The 17623-nt window shown below is 44.6% G+C and carries 13 protein-coding genes; 9 read left to right on the top strand and 4 right to left on the bottom strand.

Going from position 1 to position 17623, the window contains the following annotated elements; translation table 11 throughout:
- Nucleotides 1–459: 459 nt before the first annotated feature.
- Nucleotides 460–1554, bottom strand: a complete 1095-nt coding sequence (locus tag VK179_13010; protein HLO59659.1) for a mannose-1-phosphate guanylyltransferase — start codon at nt 1552–1554, stop codon at nt 460–462.
- A gap of 148 nt (nt 1555–1702) precedes the next feature.
- Between VK179_13010 and VK179_13005 the strand changes: the two genes are divergently transcribed.
- Nucleotides 1703–2443, top strand: a complete 741-nt coding sequence (locus VK179_13005; GenBank protein HLO59658.1) for an ABC transporter permease — start codon at nt 1703–1705, stop codon at nt 2441–2443.
- Nucleotides 2443–3195: an ATP-binding cassette domain-containing protein gene (locus VK179_13000; GenBank protein ID HLO59657.1), complete on the top strand. Its 753-nt coding sequence runs from the start codon at nt 2443–2445 to the stop codon at nt 3193–3195. Before VK179_13005 ends, VK179_13000 begins: the two co-directional genes overlap by 1 nt.
- A 145-nt stretch (nt 3196–3340) precedes the next feature.
- On the opposite strand, the gene VK179_12995 is transcribed toward VK179_13000, so the two are convergent.
- A complete protein-coding gene (locus VK179_12995) occupies nt 3341–3595 on the bottom strand; it encodes a hypothetical protein (GenBank protein HLO59656.1) in 255 nt (84 codons plus the stop codon).
- A 254-nt stretch (nt 3596–3849) separates the two neighbouring features.
- Between VK179_12995 and pdxA the strand changes: the two genes are divergently transcribed.
- The 7 genes from pdxA (at nt 3850) to VK179_12960 (ending at nt 16130) form a co-directional block, all read left to right on the top strand.
- Nucleotides 3850–4902 (top strand): 4-hydroxythreonine-4-phosphate dehydrogenase PdxA, encoded by a 1053-nt coding sequence (gene pdxA, locus VK179_12990; GenBank protein ID HLO59655.1) that lies wholly within the window; start codon nt 3850–3852, stop codon nt 4900–4902.
- 18 nt (nt 4903–4920) lie between these two features.
- Nucleotides 4921–5502, top strand: coding sequence for a Holliday junction branch migration protein RuvA (gene ruvA / locus VK179_12985; GenBank protein ID HLO59654.1), 582 nt, complete (start codon nt 4921–4923; stop codon nt 5500–5502).
- A 42-nt stretch (nt 5503–5544) separates the two neighbouring features.
- Nucleotides 5545–12927 (top strand): cell surface protein SprA, encoded by a 7383-nt coding sequence (sprA, locus tag VK179_12980; GenBank protein ID HLO59653.1) that lies wholly within the window; start codon nt 5545–5547, stop codon nt 12925–12927.
- A gap of 67 nt (nt 12928–12994) precedes the next feature.
- Complete coding sequence (gene gcvH, locus VK179_12975; GenBank protein HLO59652.1) at nt 12995–13375, top strand: glycine cleavage system protein GcvH; 381 nt, start codon at nt 12995–12997, stop codon at nt 13373–13375.
- An 18-nt stretch (nt 13376–13393) separates the two neighbouring features.
- On the top strand, nt 13394–14323 hold the full coding sequence (locus tag VK179_12970) for a GNAT family N-acetyltransferase (protein HLO59651.1): 930 nt from the start codon (nt 13394–13396) through the stop codon (nt 14321–14323).
- An 18-nt stretch (nt 14324–14341) separates the two neighbouring features.
- Nucleotides 14342–15184, top strand: a complete 843-nt coding sequence (locus tag VK179_12965) for a lysophospholipase (protein HLO59650.1) — start codon at nt 14342–14344, stop codon at nt 15182–15184.
- A complete protein-coding gene (locus VK179_12960) occupies nt 15177–16130 on the top strand; it encodes a GSCFA domain-containing protein (GenBank protein HLO59649.1) in 954 nt (317 codons plus the stop codon). Before VK179_12965 ends, VK179_12960 begins: the two co-directional genes overlap by 8 nt.
- A gap of 7 nt (nt 16131–16137) precedes the next feature.
- Here VK179_12960 and VK179_12955 read toward each other — a convergent pair whose 3' ends face one another.
- A complete protein-coding gene (locus VK179_12955) occupies nt 16138–16278 on the bottom strand; it encodes a hypothetical protein (GenBank protein ID HLO59648.1) in 141 nt (46 codons plus the stop codon).
- A 50-nt stretch (nt 16279–16328) separates the two neighbouring features.
- On the bottom strand, nt 16329–17618 hold the full coding sequence (locus VK179_12950) for a hypothetical protein (protein HLO59647.1): 1290 nt from the start codon (nt 17616–17618) through the stop codon (nt 16329–16331).
- Nucleotides 17619–17623: the final 5 nt, after the last annotated feature.

The following is a 17623-nucleotide window of genomic DNA, read 5'->3' as shown; positions in this document are numbered from 1 at the left end:
AACGAAATGCTGGCCTGCAACTAATATGAAAGAATATGTGTAAACACTATATTGGGGTTATGTAAACCTGCTGTGACGAGAGTTCAGCAGGTTTTTGCTTTATTGCAGTCTTCGTTATTCTTAAATCGGTGTTCCTTGTTCAGTGTTGGTTTTAGCGACGATAGGGACGATAGGGACAACAAAGATGTCGCCACTAGCGTGGCTGGGAATTATTGGGAATTACCGTTTACTACAAAGATGTCGCCACCAGCGTGGCTGGGAATTATTGGGAATTACCGTTTACTACAAAGATGTCGCCACTAGCGTGGCTGTTGGATTTACGTACAAGCCACGGAGTGGCGGCATCTTTGTAGTAAACGGGATGACTTATATTACCCTAAAGCCACGGAGTGGCGACATCTTTGTACTAGCTGAATTTAGGCGTTCAAACGCCGACAGATCCTTCGGACGCTGTCAGGTTTACACAAACTCCTCCCCCTTCTCCAGCCTCACATCATTCACGAAATTTTTGATCTTTTGCTCGTCCTGTTTGCGGCACACAAGCAAAATATTTTCCGACTCGACTACAATGTAATCATCAAGGCCCTGGATCACGGCAAGTTTATTATCCGGCAGGTTGATCAGGCAGTTTTTTGAATTATAGCAGAAAACATTCGAGCCAGTTACAGAATTTTTATCTTCATCCTTTTCAAGGATATCATACAAAGAGCCCCAGGTTCCCAGGTCCGACCATCCGAAATCAGAGCAAAGCACATGCACGTTCTCTGCCTTTTCCATGATTCCATAGTCAATTGAAATATTCTTGCAGTTGGGATATACCTTATTGATAAATTCACCTTCGCTGTCGGTGTTATAAAAATCCTTTCCTTCGCTGAACAGCTGATCCACTTCGGGAAGATAGGTATTGAAGGCCTTCATAATGGTGGAAAGTGACCAGAAGAACATACCTGAATTCCAGAAGAAATCTCCGCTTTGGATAAAAATTTCGGCCATGGCCAGGTCGGGTTTTTCGGTAAAAGTCTTCACCCTTCTGATACTTTCGTTCAGTTCAATTCGCGTTTTATCCCCGTTGATCTGTATATAGCCGTAACCGGTTTCCGGCCTGTTAGGCATTATTCCCAGGGTAAGCATGCTGTCATTCTCGGTCACAAACTGTAGTCCCTTGATGACTACATCCAGGAAATCCTGCTCTTTCAGAATAATATGGTCTGAAGGGGCAACAAGGATTTTGGCATCAGGATTAATGAGCTTAATCTTGTGATTGGCATAGGCAATACAGGGTGCTGTGTTTCTTCTGAGGGGCTCCAGCAGAACCTGACGGTGTGATAATTCGGGAAGTTGCTTGTTAACAAGCGCTTCATAATCCTCGTTTGTAACGATGTAAATATTTTCAACCGGTATGACTTTCCTGATACGGTCGACGGTTTGCTGAAGCAGCGTTCTTCCTGTTCCCAGAATGTCGAGGAATTGTTTTGGTTTACGGGTTCTGCTTAACGGCCAGAATCTGCTTCCGACACCTCCGGCCATAATAATGCAAAAATGATTGTTGTTCATTGTCCTGATCCTAAAGTAGTTTTGTATTGTTCATCATGAGGAGCGAATTTAACAAATTAACGCTTGACTGCTAATTTATTTTGATGTAGCTGGTTAATCTGTCGATCAATAACATTAAGTTTGATTTTATATCATTATTTTTGCAGGTATGAATTTTTTCTCGATTTTCGGCCGTTATATTCTTTTAATGGGGCGCGTTTTCGCCAAACCCGAAAAACATAGTATATACCTAAGGCAAACCATTCGTGAAATTGAGAACCTCGGATTGAATTCCGTGGGTATAGTCATTATCATCTCCATTTTCATCGGTGCTGTTATCACGCTACAAACACGGTACAATCTCGAAAGTTCCTGGATTCCCTTATACCTGATAGGCCTTACTGCCCGTGATACCCTGCTGCTTGAGTTTTCCTCAACCATGGTAGGACTTATCCTTGCAGGGAAAGTAGGATCCAATATCGCATCGGAAATCGGGACCATGAGGATAACCGAACAAATAGACGCCCTTGAAATGATGGGTATCAATTCGGCCAGCTATCTTATTCTGCCGAAAATACTTGCAGCCATGGTTTTCAATCCGTTTCTCACCCTCATCAGTATGTTTATCGGAATGGTGGGAGGATGGTTTGCGGTTGTCATCACCGGTGCTCTTCCGTCATCTGATTATATTTACGGCATTCAGTATCTGTTTGTTCCGTTTTATATAACCTATGCACTTGTAAAAACAGTTGTTTATGCCTTCATTATAACTTCGGTATCCGCGTTTTACGGTTACAATGTCCAGGGCGGTGCGCTCGAAGTCGGCCGTGCAAGCACAAGAGGAGTGGTATACAGTAGTATTCTCATTTTACTTGCCGACCTCGTATTAACACAATTAATGCTTGCCTGATGATCCGTGTTGAACACCTGGTCAAATCGTTTAACGGGACAACCGTTCTCGACGACATTTCAGTCACTTTTGAAAAAGGTAAAACCAATCTTATAATCGGCAAAAGCGGCTCGGGGAAAACGGTGCTCATGAAAAGCATCGTCGGCTTACATGAAGTCGACAGGGGTGCCATTTATTACGACAACCGCGATTTTGTTGTGATGAATTTCGGTGAACGCAAAGAGATCCGTCGTGAAATCGGGATGCTGTTCCAGGGAAGTGCACTTTTTGATTCGCTTACAGTTGAGGAAAACGTGATGTTTCCTCTTAACATGTTTACCAACATGACGTTGTCTGATAAACTCGACAGGGCCAATATGTGCCTCAGGCGTGTACATCTTACCGAATCGAATAACCTCTACCCCGGTGAACTCAGCGGTGGTATGAAGAAAAGAGTTGCCATCGCCAGGGCAATTGTTGAAAATCCGAGGTATCTTTTTTGTGATGAACCGAATTCGGGACTCGATCCGAAAACGGCTCTTGTTATTGACGAACTCATCAGTGAAATTACTCATGAATATGATATTACAACCGTAATCAACACGCATGATATGAACTCCGTTATGGAAATCGGTGAGAAGGTGGTGTTTATTCATGAAGGCAAAAAAGAATGGGAAGGAACCCGCGAGGGTATCCTTGATTCCGACAACCAGAATCTGAATGATTTTGTCTTCGCGTCAAATTTCGCGAAGAAGATTAAGAATAAGCTGTAGCAAAGTGCCGTCATTGCGATGACCGGTTCCTACGGTCAGAAGCAATCTGCCTGCACAGGCAGGACCTTGCAAAGAGGTAATCGGTATCACCAGTCACCAGTCACTGTTTTATCAATCGTAAATCGAATCAATCGTCAGTCGTAAATTATTCCTTCACCTCCACATAATCCACATACTCCCCCTTCGCGGGTTTGTCCTTAGAAGAGCCGGGTTTGTAGTTAATTGTCACTTCACCTTCGCGACGCCGTGCATTTTCAGCTTGCTTTTTCTGATTTTTGGTGAACTCCTGCATTTTATCGTCCATGTAGCTCACAAACATTCCGGGCAGGATGTACCGGGTAAATATTCTGAAAACGTAGAATATGATGAACAGTATTAATATCGTGCGAAACAGAGCCATCTCCGATTTTTCCTGCAAAGATACAAAATTGTTGGAAAAGTAGGCGTCCGGTTCGGTAAAGGGTATTCAGTAATCGGTGATCGGTGATTGGTGATCGGTGATCGGTTAGGGACAATAGGGACTTTAGAGACGATAGGGACAGATCCATCCAGAATCCGGTATCTTGTCACCAGTCACTAATCACTAATCACTAATTACTAATCACCAAAATAAACTATCTTTAACGCCTTAAAAACAATTACTAATTACAACCCATGAAAGGAGACAGAATCATCCTGGGCATAACACAGGGCGATATCAATGGCATCAGCTATGAGGTTATTATGAAAACACTGGCTGACAACCGGATTTTCGATTTATGCACCCCGGTAGTTTATGGTTCACCCAAAGTTGCCGCCTATCACCGCAAAGCGCTGGACCTTGAAAATTTCACCTTCAACTCCATTCGCACGGTTGACGAAGCCGTTGCCCGCCGTGCCAACATCATCAATTGCATTGACGATTCAGCCAGGGTTGAACTGGGGAAATCCACTCCATATGCCGGAGAAGCTTCGCTGCAGGCTCTTGAAATTGCCGTTAAAGACCTGGCCGATGGCAAACTGGATGTGATTGTTACAGCACCCATCAACAAAGCCAATATTAAATCGGATAAATTCAATTTTAACGGTCATACCGAGTTTTTTGAAACCCGCTTTAATGCCCAGGGTGTTTTGATGCTTATGGTAAACGACCTCATGCGCATCGGTGTGGTTACATCACATGTTCCCGTGGCAAAAGTGACAGAATACATAACCCGTGACACAATCCTCAGCAAACTGCGGATCATAAACTACTCGATGCTCACTGATTTCGCCATCCGGCGTCCCAGGATTGCCGTTCTCGGACTTAATCCCCATGCTGGCGATGAAGGCGTGATCGGAGACGAAGAACAGAAAGAAATTATTCCAGCCATTAATGAAGCGCAGAATGAAGGCATCATGGCTTTCGGTCCCTTTCCGGCTGACGGATTTTTTGGCGCCGGAACGTTCAGTAAATTCGATGCCATTCTGGCCATGTACCATGACCAGGGACTCATTCCCTTTAAAGCACTTACCACTGAGGGCGGGGTAAACTATACCGCCGGTCTTCCGGTTGTCCGCACTTCTCCTGCCCATGGAACTGCATACGATATTACGGGTAAGAACCTGGCATCAGCCGATTCCTTCCGGAAGGCCGTATACATGGCAGTTGAAATCTTCAAAAACCGCATGCAGTACAGGGATATCTCAGCCAATCCTTTAAATCCGGTTGACATTACTGAATCCTGATGTCCAAAACATCCTGATATGTACGAATATATTGAAGGGCCTCTTGTAGAAAAAAATCCTGCCTTTTGTGTTATTGATATTGCAGGAGTCGGCTACCTGATGCAAATTTCACTTACAACCTATTCACAGATCGAACCGCATGCCAGGGCAAAACTTTTTGTCTATCATGTGATCCGTGAAGATGCACATTTACTTTTCGGTTTCTCATCGCGGAGAGAACGCGAAATCTTCCGCCTTCTGCTATCGGTTTCCGGCATAGGGGCAAACACCGCCCGTATGATCCTTTCCTCACTGGGTCCCGATGACCTGCAACAGGCAATATTGTCGGGTAATACAAGCCTTCTTCAGAGTATCAAGGGAATTGGCGCCAAGACAGCGCAACGGGTCATCATTGATCTTCGCGATAAGATCTCAAAAGATAAATCAACAGGCGAAATTTTTCCGGCACAGGACAATAGAATCAAGGATGAAGCGTTATCTGCTTTGGTAATTTTAGGTTTCAATAAGGGAGAAGCCGATAAGGTTATTTCCCGGATACTTCTTGCAGAAAAAAACCTTTCTCTTGAAGACCTGATTAAGAAGGCCCTTAAACAAATGTAGTGCATTAAAAAAGCAAATTTGATAACCCTGCCGGTCAGACATATGAACTTGCTGAAAGTGCCCGTCACTTTTATATTGCGGTCATTGCCGGCATTCTGCCTGTTCTTTCTTTCGCTTTCTCTTTCGGCCCAGGTTAACCAGCGCGACACAGCCAAAATAAAATATCCATTACCATCCCAGGATAATTACCCCTTTTCTAATACGGGCAACGGTTCACCGCTTTATCTCAAAGATCCTTCGAATATAAAACAGAATATTCAATACAATCCGGAAACCGGGCAGTATGAATTTTCTGAAAAGGTAGGTTCGTTGAATTACCGGCCGCCCTCTTCGATGTCACTCCGGGAATATATGGAATATGACAGGCGGAACTCGGTGAATAACTACTGGTACAAACGCTCCCGTGAGAACAAAGCCACACAGGGGCCGTCACTTGTCCCTGGAATCAAGATGGGCGAAACATTTGACAAGGTGTTCGGCACCGATGTCATCACCATTACACCCCAGGGATCGGCCGAGCTGATCTTTGGATACAACATGTCGAGGATCGACAACCCGGCGCTTTCAGAGAAAAACAGGCGTAATCCTTCGTTCCTTTTCAAGGAGAGAATACAAATGAATGTCACGGGCAGTATTGGTGACAAAATGCAGCTCGGTATCAATTATAACACGGAAGCAGCCTTCGATTTTGAGAATAAGACAAAACTCGAGTATACAGGGAAAGAAGATGAGATCATCAAAAAAATAGAAGCCGGCAACGTGGCTTTTAACCTTCCGGGAACTCTTATTACCGGTAGCCAGAGCCTGTTTGGGTTAAAAACCGATCTTCAGTTCGGTAAATTGTATGTGAGTTCGGTTGTCAGTCATCAGAAAGGACAATCGCAAAATATCGAAGTTAAAGGCGGGGCACAAGTCAGCGAATTTGAGATTGATGCGGTGGATTATGACGCCAACCGCCATTTTTTCCTTTCTCATTTTTTCAGGGATAATTACAGCACCTGGCTTTCTTCCCTTCCCTATGTAAATTCGGGTGTTCAAATTGAACAGGTCGAAGTCTGGATCACCAATAAAAACGCGTCTACAACGGATACCCGAAATATCCTGGCCCTTGCTGACCTTGGTGAAGGATACGGTCCGGACACTGCAAATTTTATAGGACCTCCGGCTTTCATTTCTCCTGTGGGAACGAATGAACCGGTAGACAACAATCGGAATGCACTCTATAATACCATTATCACTCAATATGAATCGGTAAGAACATTTAACCAGATTGCATCGGTATTAGGCCCACTTGAATCTTCCTATAACTTCATGGGCGGCAAGGATTATGAAAAAATTGAAAATGCACGGCGACTTACTTCTTCTGAATATACAATAAACGAGGAACTGGGATATATTTCACTGAATTCAGCCCTGCGAACCGATGAAGTTTTAGCTGTTGCTTATGTTTACACATACAGGGGAAAGACATACCATGTGGGCGAACTTTCAACAAACAGTGTCAGTGCACCGCAGACTTTGGTTGTAAAATTGCTGAAAGGAACAAGCCTTACCCCAAAATCGGCCACCTGGGACCTGATGATGAAGAACGTTTATGCCATCGGCGCATACCAGGTATCCAATAAGGATTTTATACTTGACGTCCTTTACCGTAAGGATGAAACCGGTGTTCCGGTCAACTATATCGTTGAAAATGGCGCTGACAGCGCATTCAACCGCAAAATCCTCCTTAGGGTCATGAAAATGGATAACCTTGATTCAAGGAATGAACCCCATCCTGACGGTCGATTTGACTTCATTGAAGGAACCTCGATAAGCACCCGGGACGGAAGAATATTCTTTACACAGACAGAACCATTCGGCGCTGACCTGCGAAGAACGATAACAGGAGGGGACGCTGCAAAAAATTCGATCGCCGACAAATATGTATTTGAGGAATTGTACGATTCCACCCAAACCAAGGCTCGTCAGCTTTCGCGGAAGAACAAATTCTTCATGGCAGGATCATACCAGGCTGCATCCGGATCGGAAATACAGCTTAATGCAATGAATATTCCTGCGGGCTCGGTGAAGGTTTCTTCCGGTGGAATTACCCTGGTCGAAGGACAGGATTATTCAGTGGATTATGCGTTGGGAAGAGTTAAAATCATTAACCAGGGCCTCCTTCAATCGGGTGCTCCACTTTCGATATCCCTTGAAAATAACGCCCTTTTCAATATGCAGACCAAAACTCTGCTGGGAACCCATTTTGATTACAAATTCTCGGATAACTTCAACGTGGGTGCCACCATTATGAATCTTACCGAACGGCCGCTCACCCAGAAAGTAAATATGGGCGATGAACCCATATCCAATACGATCTGGGGACTAAATACCAATTACAGGACGGATTCACGCCTCATCACAAAACTCATTGATAAACTGCCACTCATCGAAACCAAAGAAACTTCCTCAATAAGTTTTGATGCGGAATTTGCCCACCTGATTCCCGGCCAGGCAAAAATTATCGGTGAAGGCGGCGTGGCCTATATAGACGATTTTGAAGGAACTGAAACCACCATTGAGCTGAAAACTCCGCAATCATGGTTCCTGTCGAGCACGCCGCGATCATTCCAAAATGCGGGTTTATTAAATGATTTACGATATGGTTATGGCCGGTCAAAACTGGCGTGGTATTCCATCGACCCGTTATTCACACGAAATGAAAGCCGTACACCCAAAGCCATTAGTGTGGACGATGTTCAGAAAAACCATTATGAGAGAGAAGTTCTTGAAACCGAACTCTTCAAAAACCGTGAAAGCGGAACCGGATTCCAGAACACTCTGCTGATCATGAATATGGCCTTTTTCCCCCAGGAAAGAGGTCCTTACAACTTCGACCCGGGCCTGACAGATGATAATAAACTCCCCGATCCTGCAAAACGCTGGGGTGGCATAATGAGGGAACTTCAGACTACTGATTTTGAGACATCAAACATCGAGTACATTGAATTCTGGCTCATGGACCCCTTCCTTTATGATAACCAGCATACCGGCGGAGACCTTTATTTTGATCTTGGTGAAGTTTCCGAAGACGTGCTGAAAGATTCACGGAAATTCTTTGAAAATGGACTTCCCACAGCCGATTCAGCTACAAAAGTGGATGAAAGCACAGTATGGGGTCGGGTACCGACTGTGCAGAGCATTGTTAACACATTTGACGCTGACCCGCGAAACCGCGCTATACAGGATGTAGGATTGGATGGTTTGTCGGATGAACAGGAGAAAGTCAAATTCTCTTCATTTTTAAATTCACTCACTCCGGGCACCCAGGCTTATAACAGCGCCATCCAGGACCCGGCTGCTGATGATTTCAGGTATTTCCTGAGCTCCGATTACAGGGATACATCCAATGTCATTTCGAGATATAAAAATTACAACAACGTTGAAGGCAACTCACCCACAACCGAACAAAGCGGAGGCGATTTTGCTGCTGCCACAACCCTTCCGAACACCGAGGACATCAATAAGGATAACACCCTGAATGAGAATGATGCCTATTATGAATACCACGTACCCATTCATCGTGAGGATCTGAATACTGAAAATCCATACATTACCGATATAGTCAACGGTAAATCAGACGGTAAAGTCACCGCAAAATGGTACCAGTTCCGCATTCCGGTTGAAGATTGGGAAAATAAATTCGGTAACATCGAGGATTTCAAGTCGATCCGTTTTATGCGAATGTACCTTACCGGCTTTGAAAAACCCGTTATTCTCAGGTTCGCAGAATTACACCTGATCCGCTCCGAGTGGAGAAAATATTCGGGTGACCTGGCAGAAGGCGGACCTTCGGTGACCGATCAGACTAAAAATGGCACATTCGAAATCACTTCAGTAAACATTGAAGAAAACGCTTCAAAAACTCCGGTTAACTATGTGCTGCCCCCGGGAATTGACAGGGTTATCGACCCCAGCCAACCCCAGATAGCCCAGTTGAATGAGCAATCCATTGTGTTTAAAGTCCGTGATCTTCCTGACGGTGATGCAAGGGTTGCTTACAAAAATATGAACATCGACCTAAGGCAGTACAAGAAACTGAAGATGTTCATCCATGCAGAAGCGCTTCAGGACGGCCAGTTAAACGATCATGCCCTAACCGCTTTTATACGCCTTGGTTCTGACCAGACTGACAACTATTATGAATACGAAGTTCCCCTTGTGGTTACCCCTCCGGGCAGCAATTATGGCGACGGCGACAGGCGCACCGTATGGCCCGACAGTAACCTGGTTGAAATTAACCTGGAAGACCTTGTCAATCTGAAAGTGGCCCGTGATGAAGCCATGAAGGAACATCCCGATCTGTACGACCGGACAAGGGTGTTCAAAAGGCGGCATGGTAAAAATATAATCAAGGTAAGGGGCACGCCAAACCTGAGCAATGTTCGTACGATGCTCCTGGGTATCAGGAACCCCGGTGATACCGACAATCCATACAGCAACGACGGTATGCCCAAGTCAGGCGAAATCTGGTTCAATGAACTCCGGCTAACCGATTTCAATAACAAGGGAGGATGGGCAGCAAATGCCCGTACACAGGTAAGGCTTGCCGACCTGGGTACTCTGTCGGTCGCAGGAGCCACATCAAAACCGGGTTTCGGAAGTATTGAGCAAAAAGTGGATGACCGCAACAAGGAAGAAACCAACCAGATTGACGTCGCCTCGAACCTTGAACTGGGTAAACTGTTCCCTGAAAAGGCAAAAGTTTCGGTGCCCTTATATGTGGGTGTTTCAAAAATCACAGTGACCCCTGAATACTCATCAAAAGAACCCGACAGGCTGCTTAAGGATGTGATCGACGGCGCCTCATCGGCAAAAGAACGCAGGGAAATCAAGGAAACATCGCAGGATGTCATCAACCGAACAAGCATCAACCTTACCAATGTAAGGGTTAACCAGGAATTCAAGAAATTCAAACTGCTGTCGCCTTCGAATTTTTCTGTTTCTGCCGACTACAGCGAATCCATGGCTCACAGCTATGAGGTCGAACGCAATAATTCAATTGAGTATGGCCTGGCTTTCAATTATGTTTACAGTTCACGGCCCAAAAGCATAACTCCGTTCAAGAAAACAAAAGGCATGAAATCGCCTTACCTGAGGCTGATCAAGGATTTTAACTTCACCCTGGTTCCGAGCCGGTTATCGTTTCGATCTGAATTCGCCCGTACATACAATGAGATGAAACTCCGCAATGTATATGAGGACAGGGATATTCTGCTGGATTCCACAGTGAGTAAGGATTTCGTATGGAACAGGGGATATGAGCTGAACTGGGACCTTACCCGGTCACTTAAATTTGATTTCAACATTAACAATGTGTCCAGGATCGATGAGCTGCCGGGCGCATATGACATGTTCAGGAAAGGAGATAACAGCGAGTGGTCAAGATCGGTATGGAACAGCATAAAAACAGGCGGCAGACCGGTATTGTATAATCACCGGTTCAACTCTACATACAATATACCGGTGAATAAAATCCCATTCCTGAGCTGGACATCAGCAAACCTGAGATATACTTCGGGTTATGACTGGAAACAGGGACCTATCTTTGAAGGCAGCCGTTCGCTCGGAAATGAGATCACCAATTCAAATACCATCCAGGGTAGCTCAACGCTTAACCTGTCGAACCTGTATACCAAATCAAAATACCTGAAAAGACTCGACACCAAGTATTCCGACAAACCTAAAGATGAGAAGGAAAAGAATTATAAAACCGTTAATTTCACAAAACAGAACTTCTTCCTGAAACCAGGCACTGCCCGGAATATCACTCATAAGCTCAAAACAAACGATGTTACGGTAAAAATTACGGATGCCGACGGTAAAGAAATAAAAGCAAAAGTAGATGTGCTCGATGAAAACCGTATTTCGGTAGAATCCGACAGCAGTTACAGGGGACTTACAGTATCTGTTGAAGGCAAGGTGGAAACCGGTGAAAAACCGCTTGTCTACCTTGCTGAGAATTCAATTCGTTTTCTTACCGGTTTGAAGAATATTACTCTTTCCTATTCGGTTACAGGCGGTACTTCAGTGGCCGGGTTTATGCCGGCACCTAATGTGGCCGGATTTAATACGAGTGACCGATACAACGGCGCACCAGGTTTACCGTTCCTGATAGGTGTGCAGGACAAAAACTTTGTAAGGAAGGCGGCACGTGAAGGCTGGCTGACCACCAACCCGGCATTTTCCGATCCGTTCACCATGTCAAAAACCGAGAATTTCACAATCAAGGGAACTTTTGAGCCGTTTAAAGGATTCCGCATCGAACTGAACGGTACCCGGAATTACACAGAATTTAACAGCGAATTTTTCCATCACAGTGATTCGGTCGTTACCGATATGGGCTTCTATTTAGATAATCACGTCGTAAACGGAGGCTATTCTATTTCGATAATCAGTATTCGTTCGGCTTTCGAAAAAATAAAAAGCTCAAACGGTTACCGGTCGTCTAACTTTGAACGGTTTAAACTTTACAGGGAAACCATTTCAAAACGGTTGTACAGGCAACGTGAACAACAGAGCGCTTATAATTACCAGAGCGGCTTGCCTCAAAAGGTTGAACCCGGATATACAGATGGTTTCGGCCCTACTTCTCCACAGGTCATTATACCCGCATTTTTGTCGGCTTACACGGGGAAAGATCCTGAAAATATTACACTTGGATCATTTCCGGGTATCCTGAGCATCCTTCCAAACTGGATACTGACGTTTGACGGGCTTCCGAAATTGCCGCTCTTCAGCCAGGTATTAAAAACCGCTACAATCAGGCATTCTTACCGTTCGGTATACAACATAAATTCCTATTCGACCAATTTCTCCTATATTGAGGATCCAATCGACGGGCTGACCTATCAAAGGGACTTCCAGAACAATTTTGTTCCCGAACTGCAGATGAATACGGTGTCCATCCAGGAAGAAATGAATCCGCTGATATCGTTTGACGGAACATGGGTAAACAACCTCATCACAAGGGCTGAATACCGTAAAGCCAGGCGGTTAACTCTAAGCCTTGCCAATAACCAGCTGACTGAAAATGTAAGCGATGAGCTGATCATCGGTGGTGGTTACCGTTTCAATGAAGTGCCTCTGCAAATCGGTGGCCGTGCGTTCAAAAGTGACCTGAACCTGAAATTGGATCTTTCAATCAGGGATAATAAAAATATCGTGAGGTATTTTGCAGAAACCGAAAACGATGAAAGCGATCAGATCACCATGGGTGATAAGATTGTGAAAATGCAATTTACTGCCGATTACCTGCTGTCGCCCCGCTTTAACCTTCAGTTCTTCTTCGACCGCACCCTCAACAAACCCCATACCTCCAGATCCTTCCGCAGGGTCGATACCAACATCGGTTTCAGCCTGCGTTTTACGCTTACCCAGTAATTTTACAGACAAAAGAAATTACCTGTCAGGAATAATGATTATTTTTGACTAAACAAAACACATAATTATGAATATTCCGGCCGATTTACGTTACACAAACGATCATGAATGGATAAGAATCAGTGGTACTAATGCTTATGTTGGAATTACTGATTTCGCCCAGGGCGAATTGGGAGACATTGTATTCGTGGAAATTGAAACAGTTGGTGACCATCTTCAAAAGGGCAGCACCTTTGGAACCATTGAAGCGGTAAAGACGGTTTCCGATCTTTTTATCCCGGTTTCCGGCAAAGTGCTTGAGGTAAACGGAAAGATTAATGATGTGCCTGATGTGATCAATAAAGATCCGTACGGAGAGGGATGGCTCATAAAAATGGAGGTGGATAATCCGGCTGACGTGAATGAGCTTTTGGATGCCAAGGCTTACGCGGCCATGCTGAATGTTTGATTTAAATAATTGTTGAAAATGAGACCAATTATCGATCCTGTCGATCGCGAATTACTTGAGAAAGAGTTAACTGAGGATAAATTGTTGAGGAAGACGAACAATGGCCATAATCTGGTCTATGTGATCACTCATCATGATTCGCCCAATGTCATGCTTGAAATCGGCAGGCTCAGGGAATTGGCTTTCAGGGTTGCCGGGGGAGGTACCGGGAAAGAAGTGGATATCGACCTTTTCGATACTATGCCTTCACCCTATAAACAAATTGCCGTCTGGGATCCCGCCGAAAAGGAAATCCTGGGCGGATACCGCTATCTTATTTGCTCCGAAGCCCTTGATGATGACGGCAACTGCAACCTGGCTACTTCGCGGTTGTTCAAATTCTCAAAGGAATTCAAGGAAAAGTACATGCCCCATATGATTGAATTGGGCCGCTCGTTTGTACAACCAGCCTACCAGTCAACCAACAGGAAAGGCAAAGGCATTTATGCTATGGACAACCTGTGGGACGGTCTGGGTGCAGTTTGGATGAAGAATCCGCATATAAAATATTTCTTTGGAAAAGTTACCATGTATACAACATTTCATCGCGAAGCACGCGATCTGATTTTGTATTTCATGAAAAAATACTTTGGTGACAAAGAAAATCTTGTAGTTCCTTTTGAACCGCTCATCATTGAAACCGACCTGAAATTGCTTGATTCAATATTATGTGGCAGTTCATACCGTGAAGATTATAAAATCCTTTCACAAAACGTCCGTGCACGTGGAGAGACTATACCCCCGCTGATCAACGCGTATATGAACCTGTCGCCAACAATGAAAGTCTTCGGGACCGCGATGAATTATGGCTTTGGTGACGTTGAGGAAACCGCCATCATGATTACGGTGGACGATATGTACGACGAAAAAATTGAACGCCATATAAAAAGCTATATTAACCAGTCATAATTCATTCCTGAATTTTTCATGATCCACAAGGAATACCACTGGAAAGGCCATGACGGGATCATGTTATACGGTCAGAGCTGGATGCCTGATGGGCCGGCAAAGGCGGTTATTAACTATGTTCATGGGTTCAAGGATCACAGCAACCGGTTTGAAAGGTGGGCCCTTCGGTTTGTATCGGAGGGCATCGGGGTAATTGCAATTGATCTGAGAGGCCATGGCCGCAGTGAAGGAAAAAGGGGTTATGCGAAAAACTTCAATGATTATATAAGGGATGTACGACTCCTAAGGCGTAAAGCGCAGGAGCTTTATGGAAATTCTTTCCAGGTCCTTTACGGTCACAGCCTTGGAGGCAATATTGTTACAAACTACCTCATCGCCCGAAAAATAATGCCACAGGCAGCCGTTGTAACTTCACCTTGGTTTACCCTTGCACTCAAGCCTTCATGGATAACCATGGCTGGCGCCCATATGATCAGGCTTATTTTGCCGAACCTGGTGATCAGCAGTAACCTCGATGCACAATACCTGTCGCACGACCAGCAAGTGGTTGACGATTACGGAAAGGATCCGCTTGTGCACAACCTCATTCGTCCAAAATTGTTTTTCGAAATAGAAAAGAACGGTATCCTGGCTTCCACAAGCATTTATAAGATCAATGTACCCATGCTGGTGATGCACGGAAGCGACGATCATATCACATCGTTCAGGCAGACTAAGAATTTTGTGAGGAATGCCGGGCCAAACACGCTTTTCAAAGAGTGGCCCGGGGGATACCACGAATTGCATAATGAACCGGAAGAAAAGGAAATTTTCAGTTATGTGCTAGGCTGGATCAATAACCAAATTCAAGTCAATGGATAAATTCCACACCCGGGTAGACATCAGGGAATCGGGGATTAAAATAGACCATCGCACAAAATGCCTGCTGGCGGGTTCCTGTTTTTCAGATTATATCGGAAAAATAATGGCTGATTATAAGTTTCCGGTATTGCTGAATCCGTTTGGAACATTGTTTAATCCTGTTTCCATTTCAAAAGACATCCGGTTGCTTATCCGGAATAAAGAATTTACAGGGAACGATCTTTATTTTTATAATGATCAATGGATAAGCTTTTCTCATTATACGGGGTTTTCAGGTTCCGATCCTGATGAGTCCCTTGCAGCAATAAACAAGGGCATTTCAGAAGGCTCATCCTGGCTGAAAGAAACCGAATTTCTGATCCTCACTTTCGGAACCGCCTGGGTTTACCGGTTTAACGAAACCGGAAGCATAGTGGCCAATTGTCACAAATTACCCTCATCATTTTTCAAAAAAAAGCTGGTTAAGCCTGGAGAGATTTTTTCCGATTACAGGAATCTTTTCTTTGAACTTCGCACATTTAACCCCCGTCTAAAAGTAATTTTTACGCTGAGTCCTGTGCGCCACTGGTCAGATGGTGCTATAAACAACCAGCTGAGTAAATCCACTCTCCATTATGCCATACAGCAAATGGTGAAAGAATTTGAAAACGCCTGGTATTTTCCGGCATATGAGATATTCATGGATGAATTGCGCGATTACCGTTTCTATGCATCCGATATGCTGCATCCCTCTGAAACCGGCACCCGGTATGTGTGGGACCGCTTCTGTGAAACATGGGTCTCTGATGAATCAACCAAAATAATGGCGGAATTGGAACCGGTAATAAAAGCATTGAATCACCGCCCTGTTAACCCGGATTCCCAAGCCCACAAAAAATTCAGGGAAAACACACAGAACAAAATCCGTGAATTTTCCCGGAAATATCCGTTTCTGGGGTTTGAATAAAAGCTCGTCATTGCGAGGAGCCATCCCAATCAAGGATTATACCCGAATCTCCTGCGAAGAAGCAATCTGCCAGCACAGGCAGAACCATGCTAAAAGCACTCCTGATGAAGCCTTTCCTGTGCGGGTAGATTGCTTCGTCGCGAAACATCAGTTCAAAATGATAAATAATTTCCCGCTCCTCGCAATGACGGACGGCCCTTACTGGTGTATCAAATGCTCAATCGGTATCACACTGAGCTCCGTTATATTTTCCGGATCGGAATAATCATACTGGTATAGCCCGTCGGTTCCGATCATCAGCAATGTACCGCCGAGCGGAATTACGTCCCATGCATTAATATCCGGGTATTGTGCGATCATCCGCTCATTAATGATCATCGGGTCGCTTGCATTGTAAACCTTCAGTCCGGCATCGCCATCACAAACAAACAGCATATTGCCGTCGATACCAAGCCCGTAAGGTTCTTCCATTTCGTATTCCTTCAGCAGCTTTGGCTCTGCAATATTTGAAATATCAATAACATCAAGCTGGCTCAGGTTATTACCGCATAAGTTCCCTGCCCTGAGTGTTACATAGGCAAGGTTATCCTGCACTACAACCGGGTCACAACCGGTTGCATGCCAGAATGTGGATACATATTCCGGGTTCGACGGAACAGCGAGACTATAGACATACATACCGGTAGTGCTTCCCATGAACAGCTTGTTATCATACGGGAAGATCGTTTCAATATTCCATCCCACATATACTTCATTGGCTTCGGCAGGCGCAGCGGCATCCGAAATATTGAAAAGCCTCAGCATATAATTGTCTACGGTATACAGGTAATCGTCGTACAGAGTGAAACGGGCCATTGAGCCTCCTGTACCGGCACCGTTACCATTTGATGCCACATCAATGGCACCGCCGCTGACGGCATTGTAAAATTTCATATAATCATAGTCGGGATAAGGGCGGTAAATAAGACCGGTATTCTCAACGTTGACTTTTTTCTCGGTTACCTTCCAGGATGTTACCACTCCCTTTGCAGGGTCAACGGTTTCAACAAGCGCATCTCCGCATGCGGGCACCATATATGGAAACGCATCAACAACCCGCGATACTTCCCTGATATTATCAATGTCACTGATATCAATGGCTACAAGATCCACATAACTGTCGGCATAAAGAATACTGTCCTTAACGGCCATATCCACATTGCCGGGAATTTCAATAAACTTAATGATCTCAGGCGATTCGGGATTGCTGTTATCAATTACATGGATACCCTTTTGATATTCGTTTACAAAAATGTAATTATCTTTAAAATAGATTTTCCCGGGCTGAATGATTTCCTGGCCGCCGGCAACTTTAAGGGGTGCTCTCAGATCATTGTATGAAAGATAGACCGGTGCATTTACAGTGTAAACATCTTCTATTTTATCTTTGCAGGAAAGAATAAAAGCTGACACAAACACCAGGAGCAGGTATGCGGATTTTGTTTTCATATTGA

The sequence above is a fragment of the Bacteroidales bacterium genome (genome assembly GCA_035299085.1).
Classification (GTDB): Bacteria; Bacteroidota; Bacteroidia; order Bacteroidales; family UBA10428; genus UBA5072.
The sequence above is the reverse complement of the archived record's forward strand: the minus strand, read 5'-3'. Positions and strand labels throughout refer to the sequence as shown.